Genomic DNA, 24,155 nt, shown 5'->3' with positions numbered 1-24,155 from the left:
CGGCGGTCATGAGGACCTCCTTCGGTCGGAGCGGAAGATCAAGGGCGGAAGGATCAGGGAAGGTCGATGCGGGCGGGCCCGCACGCGGAGTTGATGCAGGTCTGGACGAGGTCGCCGGGCTCGCCGTGCGCCTCGCCGGTGCGCAGGTCGCGCACCTTGCCCTCGCGCAGCGGCAGCACGCACCCGAAGCAGATGCCCATCCGGCAGCCGCTGGGCATGAGCCTCCCGGCCGCCTCCCCGGCCTCGAGGAGGCTCTGCCCGGCTCGACGACGACGTCGCCGCCGAGGTCGACGGTGCCGCCGGTGCCCTCGGTGGCGCGGGCCGGCGGGTGAAGCGCTCGGCCACGACGCCGTCCCAGGCGCCCTCCAGGGCGTCGAGCAGGCCGTCGGGGCCGCAGGCGTAGACGGTGCGGTCCGCCCGGTCGGCGACGACGGTGTCGATGACCGTGGGGTCGAGCCGCCCGGAGACGGCGCTGTGGCGCAGCACGACCCGCAGCGACGGGTGCCGCGCGGCCAGTCCGGCCAGCTCGGCGCGGAAGATCGTGTCCTCCGGCGTGCGGGCACCGTGCACCAGCACCACGTCGGGCATCGTCCCGGCGCGGTCGAGCGTGCGGAGCATGCCCATCACCGGCGTGATGCCGCTGCCCGCGGTGACGAACAGCAGCTTCTCGGGAGCGGCTCGGCAGGGTGAACTCGCCGGCGGCCTGCTCCAGCTCGACGATCGTGCCGATCGGCAGGTCGCGGACCAGGGTGGGCGACACGGCGCCGCCGTCGACCTCCTGCACGGTCACCGTGAGGTGCTCGGCGCCCTCCGGGGAGGTGAGCGAGTAGCTCCGGGTGAACCGGACGCCGTCGACGTCGACGCCGATGCCGACGTACTGGCCGGCGCGGTGCCCGGCCCAGGCCCACCCGGGTTCGATGGTCACCGAGACGGCCCGCCCGGTCTCGCGGCGACGGGCGACGACCCGGCCGCGCAGCGACGTCGTCGACCAGAGCGGGTCGACCAGGGTCAGGAAGTCCTCGGGCAGCAGCGGAGTCGTGAGAGCGCTCGCGGCGGCCAGCAGGCCCCGGCCCCGCGAGGTCGTGCCAGGAGCGGATCGGAACATGACATGCACTCTGCACCATCCGATGTCACATAGCAACCGCTCCCCTCTGATTCCCGTGTCACATGCTCGGCTGTTAATCTCCGTGTCATGGTCGAGGACTCGGAGACGGCGGACTGGCGCACCATCGACGAGCTGGCGCGGTCCAGCGGTGTCACGGTGCGCAACATCCGTGCCTACCAGTCCCGGGGGCTGCTGCCTCCGCCGCAGGTCAAGGCCCGCACGGGCTACTACGGCCCCGGGCACGCGGCACGTCTGGAGCTGATCCAGGACCTGCAGGACGAGGGCGTCAAGCTCGACACGATCAAGAAGCTGCTCGACACCACCGGTGGTTCCACCGAGCAGGTGGTGCAGTTCATCCGGACCGTGCGTGCGCTGTTCGCGCCCGAGGACCGGCAGATCGTGCAGCTCGCCGAGCTCGCCGAGCGGTACCAGAGCACCGACATCGCCGTCGCCAAGCGCGGGGTCAAGATGGGCCTGCTGCGCGAGCTGGGCGACGACACCTACGAGGAGATCAGCCCGCGGCTGATGAACGCCGCGGCCGAGCTGACCGGGCTCGGCATCCCGATCACCCGCTCGCTCGACGTCGTGGAGCAGCTGCGCAAGCACGCCGACGCCGTCGCGAAGCTCTACGTCGACCTGTTCCTCGGCGAGATCTGGCAGCCCTTCGACGCCGAGGGCCGCCCGGACGACCAGTGGCCGCGCGTCTACGAGACGATCGAGCGGATGCGCCGCATCCTCCGGCGAGGTGATGATCGCCGTGCTGGAGCTGGCCGTGGCCGAGCGGGTCGACGTCACCTTCGGCCGCGACATCGTGCGCAACGTGAAGACCACCAGCGCGGGGCCGACGACGGCGACGTCCGAGGACACCGGCGGGTCGGGCGACTCCTGAGGACCGGCGGCACCGACCGACGACCGCGGAGCGCACGCAGCGCCCCGGGGGCGCCCGGAGCTCAGGACAGCAGGCCCGCGGCCCGCAGCGCGGCGCGGACGTCCTCGTGGTGCCACTCGTCCAGCGGCACCAGCGGCAGCCGGATCCCGCCGGGGATGAGCCCCAGCTCGGTCAGCGCCCACTTCACCGGGATGGGGTTCGGCTCGGAGAACAGCGCCGCGTGCAGACCCGCGAGGTCGGCGTCGAGCGCGGAGGCGGTCTCGGCGTCGCCGGCGACGGCGGCCTTGCACATGCGGGCCATCGTCTCCGGGGCGACGTTCGCGGTGACCGAGATGTCGCCGTGGAACCCGGCGAGCATCGACGCGCGGGCGGTGCCGTCGTCGCCGGAGTACAGCGCGAAGTCGTCCAGGCCCAGCGCGACGAGCTCACGGACCCGGTCCAGGTCGCCCTTGGCCTCCTTGAGGCCGACGATGTTCGGGATCTCCGCGAGCCGGGCCACCGTCGACGGCAGCATGTCGCAGGCCGTGCGGCCCGGGACGTTGTAGAGGTACTGCGGGATGTCGACGGTCTCGGCGATCCGCTTGAAGTGCTGGTAGAGACCCTCCTGCGGAGGCTTGTTGTAGTACGGCGTCACGAGCAGCGCCCCGTCGGCGCCCGCCGCCCGCGCGGCGCGGGTCAGGTGGATGGCCTCGTCGGTGGGAGTTCGCGCCGGTGCCGGCGATGACCGGGACGCGGCCGTTCGCGACCTCGATGGTGCGCCGCATGACCTCGGTGTGCTCGAGCACCGACAGCGTCGACGACTCACCGGTCGTGCCGACCGAGACGATCGCGGCAGTGCCCGCGTCGATCTGCCGCTCGACGAGCTCGCCGAGGGCCGTGTGGTCGACCTCGCCGCTGTCGTGCATCGGGGTCACGATCGCGACGATGCTTCCGGTGATCAAGACGGGCCTCCCTGGTACCACTGCTCCTGCCGGTGCGACCGTAGCAAGCGGGACCGGTGACCCGGTGCGGCTTTCCTCTCAGCCCAGGGCGAGCCGGGCGGGCTGGACCGATCGCGTGATCCGGCGCACCGCCTGCACCGCGATCACCCCCGCGGCGACCGCCGCCACGACGGTCACGGCGATCGGCCGGTCGCCTGCCACGATGCCGAGCAGCGCCCAGCACAGCGCCCCGGCGAAGCCGGCGAACCCGGTGGTGGAGCCGACGACCGACAGCGCGACCGCGGTGAGGATCACCAGCAGCAGGATCGCCGCGACCTGCGGGAGCACCCCGTCCGACGGCAGCCCGACCGCGACGCCCGCCGCCATCAGGCCCAGCACCAGCGCGGCCGAGGACCAGCCGAGGTAGATCGCCAGCGGCAGTCGCGTCGCCAGCCGTTCCGGCCACCCGTCGGCGACGCTGCGGGACAGTCGTCCGTACACGACGGCGAGCGCGAGGACGAGCAGGACCAGCAGCGCCTCGGCGGTGACCACCCACCGGTTCGAGAAGGCCGCGATCCACAGCGGGTTGAGCACCGCGGTCGCCGCGACCCACCAGCCGATGCGGCGGTGCACCTCGCGGCCGCGCTGGCCGGGCAGCAGGGCGTAGCCGGCGTAGACCAGCACGCCCAGGTAGATCGGGCCCCAGATGGCGAACGCCCAGCCGCGGCCAGCAGCGGGGTTGTCGTAGTCGCGCGCGACGGCGCCGATCGCCGACCCCCCGAACGCCGACACGAGCACCTGCAGGATCGCCAGGACCGCCACGACCACCCCACGGACCAGATCCGCGGTCGTCGGGCGGGGGGTCAGCACGGTCATGCCCACATGGTGGACCGCGGCGGGGGCCTCTGCCATCCGGCTGTCGGGGGGAATCGATCACTCCCGCGGGCGGGTCAGGCGAGCGGGAGGAAAGAACAGGTGCACGTCGCGCGCGTCCTCCGGGGAGAGCCGCCACCCCGTTCGGCAGCCTGCCGTACTCGACGAAGCCGCGTGCGGCGTAGAACGCGGGCAGCGGGGTGCCGCCGCGGGCGCCGAGGGTCAGCATCGCCAGGCCCGTCTCACGGGCGTGGGCGACGGCCGCTCCGAGCAGGACCGTGCCGAGACCACGTCCCTGCAGGTCCGGGCGGACCATGAGGCGTTGCACGTCGGCGCGGTGCGCGGCGATGCCGGTGTTCGGGACCAGGATGACCGTGCCCATCGGGGCGGTCTCCTCCCCAGCACGAACATCCGGGAGGCACCGGAGCGGACGGCGTCGACGGTCTGCACCGCCAGTGCGCGGATCTCGTCCGGGTCGGCGCCGGGCACGAAGTCCACGGCGCCGCCGGCCTCGGTCACGGCGATCCAGAGATCACCGAGCGCGGCGGCGGCGCCGGGGTGGGGCTCGACGACCCGGCGGACGGCCGGGACGCCTGCGGTCACAGGTTCGGGAACCAGAGCTTGATCTCCCGGTCGGCCGACTCCGGGGAGTCCGAGCCGTGCACGAGGTTGGAACCGGTCTCCAGGGCGAGGTCGCCGCGGATGCTGCCGGGGGGGCCTTCTCCACCGGGTCGGTGCCGCCGGCGATCTGCCGCCAGGCGGCGATGGCACGGGGGCCCTCGACGACCGCGGCCAGGACCGGGCCGGAGGTGATGAACGACAGCAGCTCCTCGAAGAAGGGCTTGCCGTCGTGCTCGGCGTAGTGCTGGGCGGCCAGCTCACGGTCCACCGTGCGCAGGTCGAGGGCGACCAGATCGAGGCCCTTGCGCTCGATGCGCGAGACGACCTCGCCGACGAGCTTGCGCGCGACGCCGTCGGGCTTGACCAGGACGAGAGTGCGTTCAGTCACGTGCGACAGGGTAGCGACGACCCGACCGGGGCCCGTCACCCACCGTCACTCGCCTGCTGCGACGGCAACGTCCCCGCCGCCATCCGCCGGGCCACCTCGCGCCGCATCCACACCAGCACCGCCCAGACGACGATGAACACCGCCGCGATCACCACCAGCGACGGCAGGAACACCAGCGCCGCGACGAGCAGGGCCGCCTGCAGCACCAGCGCGGCGGTGAGACCCCACGGCCGTCGCTGCACCCCCGACGCCAGGATCATCGCGACGGCGATGCCCGCCACCACGCCGAAGCCGAGCGCGGTCGATCCGGTGCCGAAGCGCGGGAGCACCAGCAGCGCCAGGAGGACGACGATCGCCTCCAGGATCAGCGTCGCGGCGAACACCCCGCGGGCGCCCTTCATCGGGTCGGTGGGCGGCGGCCGCACACCCTCGGGCACGCCCGGGACGTCGCTCACTCCGGCTCCTTCCCGAACAGTGCCCGCGCCTCGCCGACGGTGACGACCGACCCGGTGACGACGACGCCGACCCCGGACCCGCCCGCCTCCTCGGCGATCTCCCGGGCCTGCTCGAGCGCCTCGGCCAGCGACGGCTCGACGCTGACCCGCTCGGAGCCGAACACCTCGGCCGCGAGCGCGCCGAGCGCGTCGGGGTCCATCGCGCGCGGCGAGGAGTTGGTGGTGACGACGACCTCGTGCAGCGCGGGCTGCAGGCCCTCCAGGATGCCGCGGGCGTCCTTGCCCTCCAGCACCCCGATCACGCCGACCAGCCGGGTGAAGCGGAACTCGGTGCCGAGCGCGCCAGCGAGTGCCTGCGCCCCGGCGGGGTTGTGCGCGGCGTCGAGCAGCACGGTCGGCCGGTCCGGCCCGCCCTCGACGGGTTCGAGCCGTCCGGGTGAGCGGACGGAGGCGAACGCGGCGCGGACCGCGTCGGGGTCGAGGGGCTGCGCGGTGCCGGCGCCGACGAGCGCCTCGGCCGCGGCCAGCGCGACCGCCGCGTTCGACGCCTGGTGCTCGCCGTGCAGCGGCAGGAAGATCTCGTCGTAGCGGCCGGACAGACCCTGCAGCTCCAGACGCTGCCCGCCGCCGGCGATCTCCCGCTCCACGACGCCGAACTCGGCGCCCTCCCGCGCGACCTGCGCGCCGACCTCGGCGCAGCGCTCCAGCAGGATCTCGGCGACCTTCCGGTCCTGGGCGGCGAGGACGGCGACCGAGCCCTCCTTGATGATCCCGGCCTTCTCGCGAGCGATGTCGGTGATGTCGTCGCCGAGGTACTCGGCGTGGTCGAGCCCCACCGGCAGGACGACGGCGACGTGCGCGTCGGCGACGTTGGTGGCGTCCCAGCGCCCGCCGAGCCCGACCTCGATCACCGCGGCCTCGACCGGGGCGTCGGAGAAGGCGGCGAAGGCCATCCCGGTGAGCACCTCGAACTTGCTGAGCGCGGGCCCGGCGCCGCGCTTGGCGTCGACGAGCTCGACCAGCGGCTCCACTTCGCGGTAGGCGGCGACGTAGCGCTCGGGGGTGACCGGCCGGTTGTCGAGGTTGATCCGCTCGGTGGCGCGCTGCAGGTGCGGGCTGGTGTAGCGCCCGGTCCGCAGCCCGATCTCGGTGAGCAGCGCGTCGACCATCCGGGAGGTGGAGGTCTTGCCGTTGGTGCCGGTCAGATGCACGATCGGGTAGCCGCGCTGCGGGTCACCGAGGGCGTCGCACAGGGCCTGCATCCGGTCCAGCGACGGCTCCATCACCGACTCGGGCCAGCGCCGGTCGAGCGCCGCGTCGACAGCGAGGAACTCGGCGTAGCCGGCGACGGTGGACTGGGCCGGGACGACGTCGGGGTCCCCGCTGCCGCGGATCTCGTCGAGGACGGCCGCGATCACCGCCTCCTGGGCGTCCACCGGGGCGTCGCGGTCGTCGTCCGCGCCCCGTGCGGCGGCGTCCGACCGGTCCTCGCCGTCGTCGGCCTCGTCCCCGTCGTTCGCGTCGTCGGTGTCGGCGGCCCGGTCGGTGTCGCCGTCCGGGTCGCGGTCGTCCTCGGTGTCGCGGCCGAAGCCGCCCTCGGCCCACCGGTCCCCGCCGTAGGTCGGCGAGTCCTCCTCGGTGAAGTCGTTCCCGAGGTCGTGACCGTAGTCGTCGTTCTCCCTCGCCACGGCGGGATCAGGCCTCCGGGAGCGCGGCGAGCCGCGCGGTGATGCGGTCGATGTCGGCGACGGCGGTCGCGTGTCGGGCACGGATCCCGTCGACGACCTCGGCCGGCGCCTTCTCGGTGAACTTCGGGTTGCCCAGCTTCTTGTCCGCCTGGTCGCGCTCCTTCTCCGCGGCGGCGAGGTCGCGGCCGAGCCGGGCCCGCTCGGCGGCGACGTCGATCGCCCCCGAGGTGTCCAGCTCGACGGTGACCGGGCCGCCCGAGGTGGCGACCTCCAGGCTCGCGGTCGTGGAGAAGCCGTCACCGGCCGGGTCGAGGCGGGTGAGGAACCGCAGCGCGCGCTCGTGCGCGGCCAGCCCGGCGTCGCCGAGACCGGTCAGGCGGGCGGCGACGGCCTTGCGGTCGGGCAGCCCCTGCTCGGTGCGGAACCGGCGGACCTCGGTGATGACCTTCTGCGCGTCGGTGACCCGGGCCGTGGCGGCCGGGTCGACCGGCGCACCGGTGTCCCCGGCCGTCGGCCAGGCCGCGGTCACGACGGTCTCGCCGCCGGTCAGCGCGGTCCACAGCGCCTCGGTGACGAACGGCGCGATCGGGTGCAGCATCCGCAGCAGCGCGTCGAGGACGTGCCCGAGGATCGCCCGGGTGCCCGGCTCGGTGGCCGGGTCGTCGAGCTGGGTCTTGCACAGCTCGACGTACCAGTCGGCAAGCTCGTCCCACGCGAAGTGGTAGAGCCCCTCGGTCGCCTTCGCGAACTGGTAGCCGTCGAGCAGCTCGTCGGTCTGCGCACGGACCTCGGCCAGGCGGCCCAGGATCCAGCGGTCGGCGTCGGTGCGGTCGGCCTCGGCGGGCAGCGGCAGGGCCGGGTCCGCCCCCTTGGACAGGGCGAACCGGGTGATGTTCCAGAGCTTGGTCGTGAAGTTCCGGGACCCGGCGACCCACTCCTCCGACAGCGACATGTCGGTGCCCGGGTTGGAGCCGCGGGCGATGGTGAAGCGCAGCGCGTCCGCGCCGTAGGTATCGATCAGCGCGAGCGGGTCGATGACGTTGCCCTTGGACTTCGACATCTTCTTGCCGTGCTCGTCGCGGATGAGCCCGTGCAGGTAGACGTCGCGGAACGGGGCCTTCCCCATCACGTAGGTCCCGAACATCATCATCCGGACGACCCAGAAGAACAGGATGTCGTAGCCGGTGACCAAGACCGAGTTCGGGTAGTACTTCGCCAGGTCCGGGGTCTCCTCCGGCCAGCCGAGCGTGGAGAACGGCCACAGCCCGGAGGAGAACCAGGTGTCGAGGACGTCGGGGTCCTGGCGCCAGCCCTCGCCGGACGGCGGCTGCTCGTCCGGCCCGACGCAGACGACCTCGCCGGCCGGGCCGTACCAGACCGGGATGCGGTGTCCCCACCACAGCTGCCGGCTGATCGTCCAGTCGTGCATGTTGTCGACCCAGTCGAAGTACCGCTTGGCCTGCTCCTTCGGGTGCAGGACGGTCTCGCCGGAGCGGACGGCGTCCCCTGCCGAGCGGGCGAGCGGCTCGACCTTGACGAACCACTGCAGGCTCAGCCGCGGCTCGATCGGGACGCCGGTGCGCGAGCAGTGCCCGACCGAGTGCAGGTACGGCCGCTTCTCGGCGACGATGCGCCCCTGCGCGCGCAGCTCCTCGCGGATCGCGGCGCGCGCCTCGAACCGGTCCATGCCGTCAAAGCGGGTGCCGGTCCCGGCGATGGTGCCGGTCTCGTCCATGATCGTCGGCATCGGCAGGTCGTGGCGGCGGCCGACCTCGAAGTCGTTCGGGTCGTGCGCCGGGGTGATCTTGACGGCGCCGGAGCCGAACTCCGGGTCGACGTAGTCGTCGGCGACGACCGGGATCATCCGCCCGGTGATCGGCATCTCGATCTCGGTGCCGACCAGGTGCCGGTAGCGCTCGTCGTCGGGGTGGACGGCGACCGCGGTGTCACCCAGCATCGTCTCGATCCGGGTGGTCGCGACGACGACCGAGGCGTCGCCGTCGCCGTAGCGCATCGAGACGAGCTCGCCCTCGGTCTCGATGTGGTCGACCTCGATGTCGGAGATCGCCGAGCGCAGCGCCGGGGACCAGTTGACCAGGCGCTCGGCCCGGTAGATCAGCCCGTCGTCGAACATCTTCTTGAAGACGGTGGCGACCGCGCGGGACAGGCCCTCGTCGAGGGTGAAGCGCTCGCGGGACCAGTCGACGCCGTCGCCCAGGCGCTCCATCTGCCCGAGGATCGAGCCGCCGGACTCGGCCTTCCACTGCCAGACCTTCTCGACGAACGCCGCACGGCCGATCGCGTGCCGGTCCGGCTCCCCCGCGGCGGCCATCCGCCGCTCGACGACCGACTGGGTCGCGATCCCGGCGTGGTCCATGCCGGGCAGCCACAGCGCGTCGCGCCCCTGCATCCGGGCGCGCCGGGTCAGGACGTCGATGAGCGTGTGGTCCATCGCGTGGCCCAGGTGCAGGCTGCCGGTGACGTTCGGCGGCGGGATGACGATGCAGAACGGGTCGGCGTCCGACGACGGGTCGGCTCGGAAGTACCCGGCGTCGACCCAGCGGCGGTACATGTCGCCCTCTACCTCGCCCGGGGTCCACTTGGCGGGCAGGTCGGCGGTACGCGCTGGCAGGGTCTCGGTCACATGTCAAGTCTACGAGTCGACGGCGACCCGGTTCCCGGCCCCCGGACCGCCGCGCTCAGGACCGGAAGTGTGCCTTGGGGATGACCCCGTGCACCCCGACCGTCCGGTCCACCACCTGCGAGACCGCGAAGTCGGCGGCCGCGGAGAGGTAGGCGTACGCCGTCGCCCGGTCCATGCCCCGGTCGTCCTGCAGGAAGTCGAGTGCGTTGACCACGGCCCGGCGCATCGCGACGTCGAGGTCGGTCCCCTGGCCGCCGGTGCTCCCGTCCGGGTCGGAGAGCCCGATGGGCACCCAGGCGTCCGGGGTCTCGCCGAACGGGTAGCCGAAGGCCACCGAGGGGGCCGTGCCCCCCCCCGGCCGGCAGACGGTGAGCCGGAACGTGGCACGCAGTGAGCCCTCCAGCGCGGTCAGCGCGACCTCCCCGTCGCCCATCGCGAGGTGCGGGTCGCCGACGTGGAACAGCGCCCCCTCCGCGCGGACCGGCAGGTAGAACGCCGAGTCCGGGCCGAGCAGCCGGATGTCGATGTTGCCGCCGCCCAGGGTCGGCGGGATCGAGTTCAGCTCGGGGGCGTTCTCGGCGTCCGCCGCGGCGTGGGCCACCCCCATGGTGCCCATGAACGGGCGCAGCCCGAAAGACACCTCCTGGCCCTCGCCGAAGGGCAGGTAGGCCTCCGGGCCGTCCGCGCCGTCGCGGACGGCGGTGAAGACCGAGACGTTGCCGTAACGCGCGGGGTCGCCGGTCGCACGTCCGTCGGCGGCCGGTGGCGGCATCACCTCGTCGAGGGTGATCCCGGCGGGCGGCGCGCCGGACGCGGTGCGGCCGAGCGCCCCCTTCCCGTGCCTGCTGGAGACCACGCCGTAGGGCACCCGGGGCACCGCGGACAGGGTCTCGACCTTGAGGACGTCGCCGGGGCGCGCGCCCTCGACGAACACCGGGCCGGTGATGACGTGCGGGCCGTCGGCGTCGAAGTCGCGCGGGGTGCGGCGGTAGTCCCTGGCGACCGCGACGGCGTCGGACAGCACGCCGTCGGCCGGGACCCCGTGGCGCCCGAACCAGGCGACCGGGTCCCGGCCCTGGTCCTCCAGGATGCCCTCGTGGGAGACGGTGTCGATGGTGACCGTCTGCCCCGACCGCATCGTGAGCACCGGGGCGGCCCCGATCGCCGGGACGTAGCCCCAGCGCACGTCCGCCGGGTCGGACCCGAGGTAGTGGTCGCCGGGGATGTCGCCCACGCCGGGCTGCAGCGGCCCGTCCGGCAGGGTCGCGGTCACCGGGGCGGGGGCCACGGAGGCACTGCAGCCGACCAGTCCCCCGGCGGCGGTCACGGCCGCGGCCGCACGGAGGAAGTCGCGCCGGCCGAGCGCGGCGAGCAGCGGGCGGGGATCGGGGGGAGCCATGTCCACACCCTCACCCGCGTCCGTTACGTCCGGATCACCGCGCGTTTACGCCCGACCCGTGGGCAGCAGCAGGCACCAGGGCCGCGGCCATCCCAGCACCGCCGCGACGGCCGTCGGGTCCGCCCGGCGGAGCAGGCCCGGATCGAGGGCCCGCACCCGGCCGGAGCCGGGCTCGTAGACGCGCCACCGGCCGTCGTCGTCGACGCCCAGGACCAGCACCCAGTGCCGCGGCAGCCACCGGGACCCGACCAGCAGCGGGACCGGGCCGACGGCGGCGGGCACCGCGGCGAGTGCGTCGCGTGTCGCCGGGCGGATCCGGAACGGTCCGGCGGCGGGCGCGTGCCGGCGCAGCCACGCCCGCATCCCCCACGGCGTGGTCCCCAGCGCACGCGGCCAGAGCCGGTTGGCCTGGCGGTGCGCGGTCCGCTGCGCGGCGGCGAACCGGCCCGCCACCGCGCCGGGCCACCCCGAGCCGGTCAGCGCCGCGGTCACGACCAGCACCGACGGCCCGCAGGTGACGCCGTCGACCTGGCCGCCGAACAGGGTTCCGACGGCCGGGTACCGCAGCGCCTCGTCGTCCACACCCCGGAGCCTGCCCGCCCCGGGCGCGGACGGCATCACGGCGCACCGTGGCGGCGGTCCAGCCGCACCGAGACCAGGGCCAGGACGACCGCACCGACCACCAGCACCGCGCCGACCAGCGGCGGGGCGGTCAGTCCGAGGCCCCCGGCGATCGCGAGCCCGCCCAGCGCCGGGCCGAGCGCGTTGCCGACGTTGAACGCCGAGGTGTTGGTCGCGCTCGCCAGCGTCGGCGCGGCCCCGGCCAGCGCGAAGACCCGGGCGTTCAGCGGGGCCGACGCGACGAAGGCGACGAACCCCAGCCCGACCGCGATCGCCGGTGCTGCTCCGGGCAGCGTCGCCGTGGTCCCCAGCAGTGCGAGCAGGGTCGCGGCACCGCACAGCGCCCCGAACAGCGTCGGCCACGGATGACGGTCGGCCAGGCGACCCCCGAGCAGGATCCCCCCGATCGAGCCCAGCCCGGCGCCGAACTGCACGACGGGCACCCACCCCGGGGCGAGCCCGGCCACGAACACGAGCAGCGCCGCGAGGTAGGCGAGCATCGAGATCATGCCCGCCTGGTAGAGCGCGGTCGTGCCCAGCGCGACCCACAGCCGGAGCCTGCGGAAGGCGACGAGCTCGGCGGACAGTCGTCGCGGCGGCTCCCCGCCCCTGCCGCGCGGGACCAGCGCCGCCACCCCGGCCACCCCGAGCAGGGCCAGCGCCGCGATCGCCCAGAACGTCGCGCGCCAGCCGAACTGCTGACCGAGCACGGTGCCCAGCGGGATGCCGACGACGTTCGACACCGTCACCCCCGCCAGCAGCCGGGACAGCGCCCGCGCGCGGTCACCCGGCCCGACCGAGGACACGGTCACCACCGCCGCGACCGCCCAGAACCCGCCGGTGGCCACCGCCGTCAGCACCCGGACCGCCATGAGCAGGGGGTAGCCGGTGCACAGCGCCCCCACGACGTGCAGCACGGCCACGGCGAGCAGCATCGCGACGAGCGTCGTGCGCCGGGGCAGCCGCAGCGTCGCCACCGCCGCGGCCGGGGCCCCGACGACCATCCCGACCGCGAACCCGGAGATCAGGTACCCGGCCGCGGGGATGTCGACGCCGAGGTCCGCGGCCACCTCGGGCAGCAGGCCGGTGAGGACGAACTCGCTGGTCCCGAGGACGAACACGCAGAGCGCGAGGACCGTGACCACCCGCGGTACGGGGCGGCGGTGGACCCCGGCCGTCGTCGTGCTCGCCATGCCCGCACCCCAGCACGGTGACGACGCCACCGTCATCCGGTTTCCGGGCCTAGGCTCGCCCACATGACCGTTCTGACCCCCGAGGTCGTCGAGTTCCTCACCCACGGCACCCGCACCGGCATGCTCGGCTGGACGGCGAAGGACGGGCGTCCGCTCGTCGCGCCGGTCTGGTTCCTCGTCGAGGACGACGCGATCGTGTTCAACACCGGCGCCGACTCCGCGAAGGGCAGGGCGATCGTCCGCGACCCGCGCGTCGTGCTCACCGCCGACCTGCCCGAGCCGCCGTACGCCTTCGTGCAGGTGCAGGGTGTGGCCGAGACGAGCGGGGACCCCGACGAGCTCCTGCGCACCGCCACCGCGCTGGGCGGGCGCTACATGGGCGCGGACCGGGCCGAGGAGTTCGGCCGGCGCAACGGCGTGCCGGGCGAGCTCCTCGTCCGGATCCGCCCGACGAAGGTGATCGCGCACCTCGACATGACCGCCTGAGCTTGACCTGAAGCCGGGTTCAGCCCGCAGTGTCCACCTCCGGGCGATGACTTCCGGGAACCGCACCGGTCCGTCCCCCGAGAGGACGGTGGACCATGACGCAGCTCGACCTCCGGCACGGCACCCAACGGGTCTTCGCACACCTGCTGGTGGGCACCCTGGTGGTGTCGGTCGTGAACTTCACGGTGTGGTTCGCCGTGACGTTCTGGGTGTTCCTGGAGACGGGGTCGGTCGCGGCGACCGGCATCATCGCCGGGATCTTCCTGGTGGCGACGGCGCTGACCGGCATCCCGTTCGGCGGGGTCGTCGACCGGTTCGGCACGCGCGCGGTCATGCAGGTCTCGGCTGCGGTGTCGGCCGTGGTCTACGCGCTGTGCCTGGCGCTGCTCCTGCTCGCGCCCGCCGACGCCTTCCGCGATCCCACGAGCCCGCTGCTGTGGACGCTGGTCGTCGCGCTGATGCTGGGGGTGATCGCCGGGAACCTGCGCACCATCGCGCTGCCGACGCTGGTCACCCTGCTCGTCCCGGCCCCGGTCCGGGACCGTGCCAACGGACTGGTCGGCACCGCGACCGGGGTGTCCTTCCTGGTCACCTCGGTCGCGTCCGGGCTGCTCGTCGCGGTCGACGGGATGCGCACGGTGCTCGTCGCCGCGCTCGTCGTGCTCGTCGCGTCGCTGCTGCACCTGGCCCGGGTCCGGATCCCGGCCGTGCCCGCACCGGCCGGTCCGGCCGTCGCCGTGACCGTCGACGAGCGGGGCGGGCTCGACCTGCGCGGCACCGTCCGGCTCGTCGCGAGCGTGCCGGGGCTGCCCGCATTGATCGCGTTCTCCTGCGTGAACAACCTGCTCGGCGGGGCGTTCATGGCGCTGATGGACCCCTACGGCCTGTCCATGATGTCGGTCGCGGCCTGGGGGCTGCTGTGGGGCGTGCTGTCCGCCGGGGTGATCGTCGGCGGGCTGCTCGTCGCCCGGATCGGGCTGGGCAGCCGCCCGGTCCGGACCCTGCTGCTGGTCAACACCGTGCTGTGGGCCGCGACGATGCTGTTCCCGCTGCACGCCTCGATCGTCCTGCTGGCCCTGGGCATGGCGGTGTTCATGCTGCTCATGCCGTTCGCCGAGGCCGCCGAGCAGACCGTGCTGCAGCGAGTCGTGCCCTACGGGCGGCAGGGCCGGGTCTTCGGGTTCGCGCAGAGCGTGGAGCAGGCCGCGTCGCCGCTGACCGCGTTCCTGCTGGCGCCGTTCACCGAGCTGGTGGTCGTGCCGTTCATGAGCGACGGCGGCGCCGGTGCGGCCGCGATCGGGTCGTGGTTCGGCACCGGCACCGCGCGTGCGATCGCCCTGGTGTTCGTCCTCTGCGGCGCCCTCGGCGTGGTCCTGACCCTCGCCGCCCTGGCGAGCCGCCCCTACCGGCGGCTCTCCGCCGCCTACTCCGCAGCACCCGCCACGGACCCGGACACCACCTCCGGCACCGGTGCGCGCACGGCCGGGGCCCCGGCCACCCCCGTCGCGGTCCCGACGGCCCCGGCCGTCCTGGCCGCGACGACCACCGCCCCCGCACCCGCCGTCGCGGACCGGCGGCCCACGGACCCGGACGCCGCCCCTCCGGCGTGACCCGCCGCCCCGCAACCACACCCCTTGGCCGGCGTCCACACCCGTTGCAACGGGTGTGGACGCCGGCCAGCGGGTGTGAACGCGGCCGACCGGCCGGGGACCCGGCGGTCGCTGCCGGTCGAGGGCCGGAGGCCGCCGGGCGCGGCGGAGTACCGGACCGCGAGGGCGCCCCGGGGTGGCGAGCATCGTCGGGCGCGCCGGGGTGCCGGGCGCCGCCGAGGCGGCCGGAGGGGCCTCGCGCACCCCGCTCGTGGCTGACGCACCCCCCGCGACGGGTGCGTCGACCTCGGGTGGGGTGCGGGGGGCTCTCTGATCGGGGTGCGGCGCCGTCCGCCGGCGAGCGGCCGGTCATCGGGCCACGGCAGGCCCCCGGGGACGGCGGGGACCGGGGCACGGCAGCGACCGGGCCACGACGGCGACCGCCCCGGCCCGTCCTCGCCCCTCCGGCCGTCCCGCCCCTCCGGCTGCCCCGGCCCGTCCCGCCCACCTCTCCGGCACCGGCCGACCACCGGTCACCGGTCCCCCGGCGGCGGGGGTCAGGTCCGGCGGAGCGTGGTCGTCCAGAGGGAGGCGCCGGCCTGGTCCCGCAGGTGGACCTCCAGGGTCGCGCCGTCCGGGGCGACGTCGAGCTCCCCGAAGTGCTGGAACCCCTCCAGCGGGCTCGCGCCCTGCCGGGACGGGCCGCGCACGAACTCCGCCCGCGGGCCGAACGTCGGGTCGAGCTCGTTCGGGCCGAAGGCCCCGGCGTGCAGCGGGCCCGACACGAACTCCCAGAACGGGTCGAAGTCGGTGAACGCGGCGCGCTCGGGGGCGTAGTGGTGGGCGGCGGTGTAGTGCACGTCGGCGGTCACCCACACGACGTTGCGGACCTTCCGCCGGCGGATCCCGGCGAGCACCCCGGCGATCTCCGACTCGCGCCCGCTCGGCGGCGGGCACGCCGTTGGCGACGGCCTCCCAGGCGGTGTCGCCGTCGGGCACCAGCACCCCGATCGGCATGTCCGAGGCGACGATCTTCCAGGTCGCCCGGGACGACGCGAGCGCGTCGACGAGCCAGCGGGCCTGGGCCTGCCCCAGGATCCGCTCGCCACGGCCGGTGTTGGCGGAGTTCGCGCTGCGGTAGGTGCGCATGTCCAGCACGAACACCTCGATGTGCGGGCCGAACGGCACCCGCCGGTACACCCGTCCGTCGACGGCGGTGCGCGGGTCGACCGGCTGCCACTCGTGGAACGCGCGGAACCCGCGGGCCGCGAGCACGTCCACCCGTTTCTCGGTGTAGCGCTCCCCCACCTCACCGGTGAGGATCTCGCCGGGGTACCAGTTGTTGGTGACCTCGTGGTCGTCCCACTGCACGATCTGGCCGACCGAGGCGGCGAAGCGGCGCAGGTTGTCGTCGCGCAGGTTGTAGGCGAACTGGCCGCGGAACTCGGCGAGGGTCTCGGCGACCTTCGCCTTCGCCTCGGTCATCTCGTTGCGCCACACCCGGCCGTCGGGGAGCGTGACGGTCTCGGTGAGCGGGCCGTCGGCGTAGACGGTGTCGCCGGAGTGCAGGAACAGGTCGGGCTCGCGGTCGGCCATGGCGGAGAAGATCCGCATGCCGCCGGTGGCGCGGTCGATGCCCCAGCCCTGCCCGACGACGTCGCCGGACCACTGGATGCGCACCGGCTCGCCGCGGCCGGGGACCGCCCGGAAGGAGCCGGTCAGCGGGGCGCTCGCGGGGCCGCCGTCGAGCGGCTCGGCGACGACGCGGTAGTGCACCCGCCCCCGCGTCGCCGGGACACGCAGCTTTCCGGTGAGGTCGGTGGCCGGGGTCAGCACCGGGCCGGGGATCCGCAGTGCCCGCCGGAAGTCCGGCGAGCCCGCGACCTCGACGACCATCCGCGACGGCCGGTCGGCCCGCGTCCAGACGAGCCCGGAGCCTGGCCGGACGTCACCGGCCGCGACACCGTGGGTCAGCAGCGGCCGGCCGGAGCGGACCAGCGCGGGGGGCGGCGGCACCCGTGCCCGGCAGGGCGAGGGCAGCGGCGCCGGCGAGACCACCGGCGGCCGCGGTGCGGAACAGGGAGCGTCGGGAAAGAGCCACGCCCGCCGTTCTAACCCGGACGGGTGAGGACGATCCGGACCGTCCGGGTGAACGGCGGGCGAAGTCTCAGCCGAACAGCGCGGGGATCTTCAGCACGAGCTCGTAGAGCCCGTAGGCGAACGGCACGCCGACCCACAACCAGGCCAGGACGGCGCCGACCCACTGCACCGGCCCCCAGGTCGACGACCCGCCGGTCTCGGCAACGCTGCTCACGCGGTCTCCTTCTGCTGTGTGGGGCCCTGGGCGGCCGCCGCCGTGGGCTCGTGGAACTTCCCGTCGACCGGCTTGATCAGCTCGTTGCAGACGAACGCGATGACCAGCAGGACGATCATGATGACGAACGCGGTCGTGTACGGGCGGGGCCCTCGACGCCGGCGTCGATCCGCGCGTCGGCGATCGCGTTGACGATCAGCGGCCCGAGGACGCCCGCGGTGGACCACGCCGTCAGCAGCCGGCCGTGGATCGCGCCGACCTGGTAGGTGCCGAACAGGTCCCGCAGGTACGCCGGGACGGTGGCGAACCCGGCGCCGTAGAACGACAGGATCAGCACCGCTGCGACGATGAACAGCGCCCGCGACTGGTTCGGGATCAGCGTGATCAGCAGGTACAGCAGCGCGCCGACGCCCAGGTAGATGCGGTACATGTTCTTGCGGCCCAGCACGTCCGACAGCGACGACCAGGCGATGCGCCCGGCCGAGTTCGCCAGCGACAGGATCGCGACGAACCCGCCGGCCGCCGCGGCGAGGGTGGCCGTGGCGCCGTTCTCGGCGAAGAAGTCCTGGAAGATCGGTGAGGCCCGTTCCAGGATGCCGATGCCCGCGGTGACGTTGAAGCACAGCACCACCCACAGCAGCCAGAACTGCGGCGTGCGGATCGCGTTGTTCGCCGAGACGTTCCCGGTCGAGATCATCCCGCTCTTCCTGGCCGTCGACGGGTCCCAGCCCGGCGGCGTCCAGCCCTCGGCGGGCACCCGGATGAGGATCCAGCCGACCGACATGAAGACCAGGTAGATCAGGCCCATCGTGAGGAACGTGGACCCGATGCCGAAGGACGTGGCGTCGTCACCGGAGCCGCCGAACGCCGACAGCAGCGAGTTGGTGAGCGGGGTCGCGATGAGCGCGCCACCGCCGAAGCCCATGATCGCCAGGCCGGTGGACAGGCCGGGGCGGTCCGGGAACCACTTGATCAGCGTGGAGACCGGCGAGATGTAGCCGATGCCCAGGCCGATGCCGCCGACGAAGCCGTAGCCCAGCACGACCAGCCAGTACTGCTCGGCGTAGAGGCCGAGACCCGAGATGAGGAACCCGGCGACGAAGCAGCTCGACGCGACGACCATCGCCCAGCGCGGGCCGTTGCTGTCGACCTTCGTGCCGAACAGCGCCGAGGACAGCCCCAGCATGATGATGCCGAGGGTGAAGGGCAGCGCCGTGGCGACGCCCGACAGGTCGAGCGCGGTCGCCAGCGGGTCTTGAAGACGCTCCAGGCGTAGACCTGGCCGATCGCCAGGTGGATGGACAGCGCCGCCGGTGGGACGAGCCAACGGCTCCATCCGGGTGGAGCGACGATGCGCTCGCGCGTGAGAAATCCGGACATCTCGCCCCTCCGTCGACTGTTGACGGAGCAACGCTAAGTAGTGCGGAAGGGTGCGGCAACCCGAGCCGGTCTCGATACGACAACGCCGGTCCCACCTGCTGGTGGGACCGGCGTCGGGTCGGTGCGGGCGGCGGCTCAGGCCGAGCGGTCGCGGCGCTCCCGGCGCTGCGGCTGGCGCGGGACGATCGTCGGGTTGACGTTGTCCTTCACCGTCTGGGCGGTCACGACGACCTTCGCCACGTCGTCGCGGCTGGGGATGTCGTACATCACCGGGAGGAGGACCTCCTCCATGATCGCCCGCAGGCCACGGGCGCCGGTGCCACGCAGGATCGCCTGGTCGGCCACGGCGTCGAGGGCGGCCTCGGCGAACTCCAGCTCCACGCCGTCCATCTCGAACAGCTTGCGGTACTGCTTCACCAGAGCGTTCCGCGGCTCGGTCAGGATCTTGACCAGGGCGTCCTTGTCGAGCGAGGTCACCGAGGCGACGATCGGGAGCCGGCCGATGAACTCGGGGATCAGGCCGAACTTGATCAGGTCCTCGGGGAGGGTCTCGGCGAAGCGCTCCGCGGAGTCCAGGTCCTTCTTCGAGCGATGTCGGCGCCGAAGCCGATGCCGGACTGGCCAACCCGCTCGCCGATGATCCGCTCCAGCCCGGCGAAGGCGCCGGCCACGATGAACAGGACGTTCGTCGTGTCGATCTGGATGAACTCCTGGTGCGGGTGCTTGCGGCCGCCCTGCGGCGGGACGCTCGCGGTGGTGCCCTCGAGGATCTTCAGCAGCGCCTGCTGCACGCCCTCGCCGGACACGTCACGGGTGATCGACGGGTTCTCCGACTTCCGCGCGATCTTGTCGACCTCGTCGATGTAGATGATGCCGGTCTCGGCGCGCTTCACGTCGTAGTCGGCGGCCTGGATGAGCTTGAGCAGGATGTTCTCGACGTCCTCGCCCACGTAGCCGGCCTCGGTGAGGGCGGTCGCGTCGGCGATGGCGAACGGGACGTTGAGCATCTTGGCCAGCGTCTGCGCCAGGTAGGTCTTGCCGCAGCCGGTGGGGCCGAGCATCAGGATGTTCGACTTGGCGATCTCGATGCCGTCGGAGGCGTCGCCGCCCGCGGCCCGGCTGCGCTCGCCGACCTGGATGCGCTTGTAGTGGTTGTAGACCGCCACCGACAGCGTGCGCTTGGTGGTGGCCTGACCGACGACGTACTGGTCGAGGAACTCGTGGATCTCGGTGGGCTTGGGCAGCTCGTCGAGCTTGACCTCACCGGCCTCGGCCAGCTCCTCCTCGATGATCTCGTTGCAGAGATCGATGCACTCGTCGCAGATGTAGACGCCGGGGCCGGCGATGAGCTTCTTGACCTGCTTCTGGCTCTTCCCGCAGAACGAGCACTTGAGCAGGTCCCCGCCGTCGCCGATGCGTGCCATAGGTGTCGATCCCCAGTCCTGGTCCGGCGTTCTCGCGTCGCGCCCGTCGCCCCGTGCCGGGTTGACGGTACCTGCCCGCGGCCCGCACGGGGACCGGAAGCGGTGTCCGGTTCCCCGGCGGGTCGCCGGGCGGTCACCGGCGGCCGGATCCGGCCGCCGGTGACCCGGGTGTCACTTGCCGCCGGCGGTACCGGACAGCTTGCGGCTCTGCACGATCTCGTCGACCAGGCCGTAGTCCTTGGCCTCCTCGGCCGTGAGGATCTTGTCCCGGTCGATGTCCTCGCGCACCTGCTCCGCAGTCCGGTTGAGTGCCGTGCGATGACCTCCTCCATCCGCTTGCGGATGCGGGAGATCTCCGCCGCCTGGATCTCCAGGTCCGACACCTGGCCGTACACGCCCTGGGTGGCCGGCTGGTGGATCAGGATGCGGGCGTTCTCGACCGCCATGCGGCGGCCCGGGGTGCCGGCGCACAGCAGCACGGCCGCGGCCGACGCCGCCTGCCCGAGGCAGACGGTCTGGATGTCGGGCCGGATGAACTGCATCGTGTCGTAGATCGCCATCAGCGACGTGAACGACCCGCCCGGCGAGTTGATGTACAGCGAGATCTCGCGGTCCGGGTCGAGCGACTCGAGCACCAGCAGCTGAGCCATGGTGTCGTTCGCCGAGGTGTCGTTGATCTGCTCACCGAGGAAGATGATGCGCTCCTCGAAGAGCTTGTTGTACGGGTTCGACTCCTTGACCCCGTAGCTGGTGCGCTCCACGTACGACGGGAGCACGTACCGGGAACGGGCCGGGTCCGGCGCCCAGCCGCCGGGGCCGCGCAGGTCGGTCATCGACTCCGGGTGGCGCGGGTCGAAGGTGCTCACTTGGGCGCTCCCGTTCTGCTCGCCGATCCGGCCCGCGTGCGTGACGACGTGGTCGACGAAGCCGTAGTCCTTGGCCTCCTGCGCGGAGAACCAGCGGTCGCGGTCGGAGTCACGCTCGATGGTCTCGACCGACTGACCGGTGTGCTGGGCGATCAGCTCCGCCATCTCCCGCTTGGTGCGGCGGAACTGCTCGGCCTGGATGGTGATGTCGGCTTCCGTGCCGCCGACGCCGGCGGACGGCTGGTGCATCATGATCCGCGCGTGCGGCAGCGCCGAGCGCTTGCCCGGGGTGCCCGCCGACAGCAGGAACTGCCCCATCGACGCGGCCATGCCCATCGCCGTGGTCGCCACGTCGCACGGGATCAGGTTCATCGTGTCGAAGATGGCCATGCCGTCGGTGACCGAGCCACCGGGCGAGTTGATGTAGAGCTCGATGTCCTTGTCCGGGTCCTCGGCCGCGAGCAGCAGCATCTGCGCCGCGATGCGGTTCGAGATCTCCGCGTCCACCTGCTGACCGAGCACGATGATGCGCTGCTGGAGCAGGCGGTCGTACACGGAGTCGGACAGCGACATAGCGCTGATGCCGGACCGCATCTGCGGCCCGGTGCCGCGGCCCGCGGACGGGCCGGTGTCCTGCTGGCTCACTTCACCCTGCTTTCCGAAGTCGGGCCCGCTCCCGCGGCGCGGACGCCGTGGGAGGGGGTCCCGGAGTCTTCCTCTGGATCGCTCTCGGTTCTCCGGTGTCGGGTCTTGCGAACCCGTTCACGGTCCGGTGGGGACCGGTTCGGGGCCGACCCTACGCGGAGCGGGGGCCCCGCGTAGGGAACGACGCCCGATGTTCGCCGACAGCGCACGGCACGTCGTGCGAGGCCGGGGTGACGACGGCCGGTCAGGCCTTCGCGTCGGCCTTGTCGGAGGCCTTGTCGCTGGTGGTCTGCGGTGGTGTCGGCGCCTCGTCGGCGGTGTCGGCGGCACCGTCCACGTCGGTCGCGGGGACCTCCTCGACGGTGGTCTCGTCCTCGTCCGGCCCGAGCAGGTCGGACAGGTCGACGACCTCGCCACCCGGGAGGGTGACGGTCGCCGCGCGCACGGCGGTGATCAGCGCCTTGGAGCGGCGCACGTCCTGGTAGATCACGCCGAGCTGGCCGGCCTGCTGGATCTGCTGGACGAACTGCTCGGGGGCCATGCCGTACTGCTGGGCCTGGTACATGATCCGCTCGGTGAGCTCCTGGTCCCCGACCGAGATCTCCTCGCGGCGGCCAGGGTGTCGAGCACGAGGCGGTAGCGGACGGCCTTCTCGGCCTCCTCGCGCGTCTCGGTGTCGAACTGCTCGCGGGTCTTGTCCTGCGAGGAGAGGAACTCGCCGAACTTGTCCTCGTCGTGGTCGAAGGCGTGCACCGCGTCGTGGGTGCGGGTCTCGACCTCGGCCGCGACGACCGACTCCGGCAGCGGCACCTCGGTGTCCTCGACGAGCTTGTCCAGGAGACGGTCGCGGGCCTGCGCGGCCTGCTCCATCCGCTTGGACCGGCCCAGGCGCTCGCGCAGGTTCTCGGTCAGCTCGTCGAGGGTATCGAACTCCGACGCCAGCTGGGCGAACTCGTCGTCGGCGTCGGGGAGGTTGCGCTCCTTGACGGTGGTCACCTTGACGGTGATGTCCGCGTCCTTGTCGGCGTGCTCGCCGGCGACCAGCTTCGAGGTGAAGGTCTTCTCCTCGCCGGCCGACATGCCCTCGAGGACCTCGTCGATGCCGTCGATGAGACCGCCCTGGCCGACCTCGTAGGAGAAGCCGGTCGTGGTGGCCTCCTCGATCGGCGTGCCGTCGACGGCGGCGGAGAGGTCGATCTGGACGTAGTCGCCCTTCTGCGCGGGCGGTCGACACCGGCCAGGGTGCCGAACCGGGCGCGCAGCTGGTCGAGCTGCTCGGTGACCTCGTCCTCGGTCACCTCGGTCTCGTCGACCTCGACGGTCAGGCCGTCCAGGTCGGGGAGGGTGATCTCGGGGCGGACGTCGACCTCGGCGGTGAACGCGATGCGCTCGCCGTCGGCGATCTCGGTGACCTCGATGTCGGGCCGGCCGATCGGCTTGACGTCCTCGGACGTCACCACGGCCTCCTGGTACTTGCACCGGGATCGCGGCGTTCACGACCTCGTCGAGGACGGGGCCACGGCCGATCCGGGCCTCCAGGATGCGGGCCGGCGCCTTGCCCGGGCGGAAGCCGGGGATGCGGACCTGCTGGGCGATCTTCTTGTACGCGCGGTCGAAGTCCGGCTTGAGCTCGTCGAACGGCACCTCGACGTTGATCCGGACGCGCGTCGGGCTGAGGTGCTCGACGGTGCTCTTCACGGTGGAACTCCTTGGGGCGGTACGAGTGATGCATCGGGCCGCGGCTCGCGCGGCCCCGGTCGGTGGCCCCGCCCGCCGGCGCCGGACGATCCCGGCTCTCGCGCCGGGCGTCCCGTGCCACCGGCCGCCGGGTACGTGGGACGCGCCCGGTGACGGCGGGGCTCGCGCGAGTCTAGGCGAGCCCGGTCACCGTGCGACGGCCCGGGCGCGGGTCACGGTGCGGCGGGGCCCTCGACACCGCCGGCCGCACCGACGTCGGCGACGGTCACGTCCACGGCCAGGGTGTCGTCACCGAGGACGGCGCGGACCCGGTCGGCGACCTCGTCGGCGACCTCCGCGAAGGGCCTGCCCAGCCGGAGGACGACGGCGATCTCGACCGGGTCGGCCAGCCGCACGCCCTGGACCCGGTGCCCGGGCAGGTACGACGCGATCGCGCCGAACGGGCCGCCGTCGAGGCGCAGCACCGAGGGGTGGGCCAGCACGGCGTCCGCGACGGCCTGCGGGCCGGGTCCTGCGGCGGGGTCGGTCACGGGGCCGGACCTTAGAGCGTGTTTGGAAATGGTGGGTGTGTCGGGATGGTCGACACGGCTGGGGTGCTCCATCGTGGTCGGCATGCAGGAACGACCGCGCCGGTACCCCTCGGACACCAGTGATGCCCAGTGGGTGGTGATCGAGCCGTTGTTACCGCCGCTCGCGCGGCGGGGGCGGCCTGTTGCTCATGCTCGTCGGGACGTGCTGGACGCGATCTTGTATGTCGTGCGGACCGGGTGTGCCTGGCGGGCGTTGCCGGTGGACTTCCCGCCCTGGCAGACCGTCTACTGGTACTTCAACCAGTGGGAACAGCAGAAGGTCACCGAGAAGATCCTCCCGGTCGTGCGGGGGCAGTTACGTATCGCCGAGGGCCGTGATCCGGAGCCGAGTGCGGGGATCATCGATTCCCAGTCGGTCAAGGGCGCC

14 protein-coding genes and 12 pseudogenes are annotated in these 24,155 nt (G+C 73.1%); 5 read left to right on the top strand and 21 right to left on the bottom strand.

Annotated features, from left to right (window positions below; translation table 11 throughout):
- Nucleotides 1–53: 53 nt before the first annotated feature.
- The 3 genes and pseudogenes from KPL57_RS59895 to KPL57_RS73325 form a co-directional block, all read right to left on the bottom strand.
- Nucleotides 54–218, bottom strand: a complete 165-nt coding sequence (locus KPL57_RS59895; protein WP_226358852.1) for a hypothetical protein — start codon at nucleotides 216–218, stop codon at nucleotides 54–56.
- 211 nt (nucleotides 219–429) lie between these two features.
- Nucleotides 430–618 (bottom strand): annotated as a pseudogene (locus KPL57_RS73330) (ferredoxin reductase); the annotation flags it as partial.
- Nucleotides 619–748: 130 nt separating this feature from the next.
- Nucleotides 749–1,105 (bottom strand): annotated as a pseudogene (locus KPL57_RS73325) (ferredoxin reductase); the annotation flags it as partial.
- Nucleotides 1,106–1,192: 87 nt separating this feature from the next.
- On the opposite strand from KPL57_RS73325, the pseudogene KPL57_RS73320 reads away from it, so the two are divergent.
- Both KPL57_RS73320 and KPL57_RS59875 read left to right on the top strand, forming a co-directional pair.
- Nucleotides 1,193–1,411 (top strand): annotated as a pseudogene (locus KPL57_RS73320) (MerR family transcriptional regulator); the annotation flags it as partial.
- A 442-nt stretch (nucleotides 1,412–1,853) separates the two neighbouring features.
- Nucleotides 1,854–1,994, top strand: a complete 141-nt coding sequence (locus KPL57_RS59875; RefSeq protein WP_226358851.1) for a hypothetical protein — start codon at nucleotides 1,854–1,856, stop codon at nucleotides 1,992–1,994.
- A 61-nt stretch (nucleotides 1,995–2,055) separates the two neighbouring features.
- On the opposite strand, the pseudogene dapA reads toward KPL57_RS59875, so the two are convergent.
- From dapA to KPL57_RS59825, 10 genes and pseudogenes are all read right to left on the bottom strand, one after another.
- Nucleotides 2,056–2,935: pseudogene (gene dapA, locus KPL57_RS59870) on the bottom strand (4-hydroxy-tetrahydrodipicolinate synthase).
- Between the two features lie 78 nt (nucleotides 2,936–3,013).
- A complete protein-coding gene (locus KPL57_RS59865; protein WP_226358850.1) occupies nucleotides 3,014–3,790 on the bottom strand; it encodes a hypothetical protein in 777 nt (258 codons plus the stop codon).
- Nucleotides 3,791–3,959: 169 nt separating this feature from the next.
- A pseudogene (locus tag KPL57_RS59860) lies at nucleotides 3,960–4,316 on the bottom strand (GNAT family N-acetyltransferase); the annotation flags it as partial.
- A gap of 70 nt (nucleotides 4,317–4,386) precedes the next feature.
- A pseudogene (gene ndk, locus KPL57_RS59855) lies at nucleotides 4,387–4,796 on the bottom strand (nucleoside-diphosphate kinase).
- Between the two features lie 35 nt (nucleotides 4,797–4,831).
- Nucleotides 4,832–5,251 carry a DUF4233 domain-containing protein gene (locus KPL57_RS59850; protein ID WP_308188004.1) on the bottom strand — a complete coding sequence of 140 codons (420 nt, stop codon included), beginning with the start codon at nucleotides 5,249–5,251 and terminating at the stop codon, nucleotides 4,832–4,834.
- Nucleotides 5,248–6,939 (bottom strand): folylpolyglutamate synthase/dihydrofolate synthase family protein, encoded by a 1,692-nt coding sequence (locus KPL57_RS59845; protein ID WP_226358849.1) that lies wholly within the window; start codon nucleotides 6,937–6,939, stop codon nucleotides 5,248–5,250. Before KPL57_RS59845 ends, KPL57_RS59850 begins: the two co-directional genes overlap by 4 nt.
- Before the next feature lie 7 nt (nucleotides 6,940–6,946).
- A complete protein-coding gene (locus KPL57_RS59840) occupies nucleotides 6,947–9,583 on the bottom strand; it encodes a valine--tRNA ligase (protein WP_226358848.1) in 2,637 nt (878 codons plus the stop codon).
- Between the two features lie 55 nt (nucleotides 9,584–9,638).
- On the bottom strand, nucleotides 9,639–10,982 hold the full coding sequence (locus tag KPL57_RS59835; protein WP_226358847.1) for an acetamidase/formamidase family protein: 1,344 nt from the start codon (nucleotides 10,980–10,982) through the stop codon (nucleotides 9,639–9,641).
- A 45-nt stretch (nucleotides 10,983–11,027) separates the two neighbouring features.
- The gene (locus tag KPL57_RS59830) at nucleotides 11,028–11,600 is read right to left on the bottom strand and encodes a hypothetical protein (protein ID WP_226358846.1); all 573 of its coding nucleotides are present in this window, start codon (nucleotides 11,598–11,600) and stop codon (nucleotides 11,028–11,030) included.
- Nucleotides 11,600–12,796: an MFS transporter gene (locus KPL57_RS59825; protein ID WP_226358845.1), complete on the bottom strand. Its 1,197-nt coding sequence runs from the start codon at nucleotides 12,794–12,796 to the stop codon at nucleotides 11,600–11,602. Before KPL57_RS59825 ends, KPL57_RS59830 begins: the two co-directional genes overlap by 1 nt.
- A 63-nt stretch (nucleotides 12,797–12,859) precedes the next feature.
- Here KPL57_RS59825 and KPL57_RS59820 point away from each other — a divergent pair, with 63 nt between their 5' ends.
- Nucleotides 12,860–13,282 (top strand): PPOX class F420-dependent oxidoreductase, encoded by a 423-nt coding sequence (locus KPL57_RS59820; RefSeq protein WP_075311289.1) that lies wholly within the window; start codon nucleotides 12,860–12,862, stop codon nucleotides 13,280–13,282.
- A 95-nt stretch (nucleotides 13,283–13,377) separates the two neighbouring features.
- Complete coding sequence (locus KPL57_RS59815; RefSeq protein WP_226358844.1) at nucleotides 13,378–14,892, top strand: MFS transporter; 1,515 nt, start codon at nucleotides 13,378–13,380, stop codon at nucleotides 14,890–14,892.
- Between the two features lie 536 nt (nucleotides 14,893–15,428).
- Here KPL57_RS59815 and KPL57_RS59810 read toward each other — a convergent pair.
- From KPL57_RS59810 to KPL57_RS59775, 8 genes and pseudogenes are all read right to left on the bottom strand, one after another.
- Nucleotides 15,429–16,972: pseudogene (locus KPL57_RS59810) on the bottom strand (alkaline phosphatase).
- 66 nt (nucleotides 16,973–17,038) lie between these two features.
- The gene (locus KPL57_RS59805) at nucleotides 17,039–17,185 is read right to left on the bottom strand and encodes a hypothetical protein (protein ID WP_020625699.1); all 147 of its coding nucleotides are present in this window, start codon (nucleotides 17,183–17,185) and stop codon (nucleotides 17,039–17,041) included.
- Nucleotides 17,182–18,565: pseudogene (locus KPL57_RS59800) on the bottom strand (OFA family MFS transporter). The gene KPL57_RS59805 and the pseudogene KPL57_RS59800 overlap by 4 nt, the downstream one beginning before the upstream one ends.
- A 135-nt stretch (nucleotides 18,566–18,700) precedes the next feature.
- Nucleotides 18,701–19,989: pseudogene (gene clpX, locus KPL57_RS59795) on the bottom strand (ATP-dependent Clp protease ATP-binding subunit ClpX).
- Between the two features lie 171 nt (nucleotides 19,990–20,160).
- Nucleotides 20,161–20,822, bottom strand: a pseudogene (locus KPL57_RS59790) (ATP-dependent Clp protease proteolytic subunit).
- 60 nt (nucleotides 20,823–20,882) lie between these two features.
- Nucleotides 20,883–21,449, bottom strand: a pseudogene (locus KPL57_RS59785) (ATP-dependent Clp protease proteolytic subunit); the annotation flags it as partial.
- Between the two features lie 295 nt (nucleotides 21,450–21,744).
- Nucleotides 21,745–23,198: pseudogene (gene tig / locus KPL57_RS59780) on the bottom strand (trigger factor).
- Between the two features lie 212 nt (nucleotides 23,199–23,410).
- Nucleotides 23,411–23,728 carry a hypothetical protein gene (locus tag KPL57_RS59775; RefSeq protein ID WP_149666007.1) on the bottom strand — a complete coding sequence of 106 codons (318 nt, stop codon included), beginning with the start codon at nucleotides 23,726–23,728 and terminating at the stop codon, nucleotides 23,411–23,413.
- An 82-nt stretch (nucleotides 23,729–23,810) separates the two neighbouring features.
- Here KPL57_RS59775 and KPL57_RS59770 point away from each other — a divergent pair.
- A partial coding sequence (locus tag KPL57_RS59770; RefSeq protein WP_374203956.1) for a transposase occupies nucleotides 23,811–24,155 on the top strand: 345 nt, incomplete at its 3' end.

Source organism: Pseudonocardia sp. ICBG601 (assembly GCF_020496245.1).
Note: the sequence above shows the minus strand (reverse complement) of the source record. Positions and strands in the feature narration are given on the sequence as shown.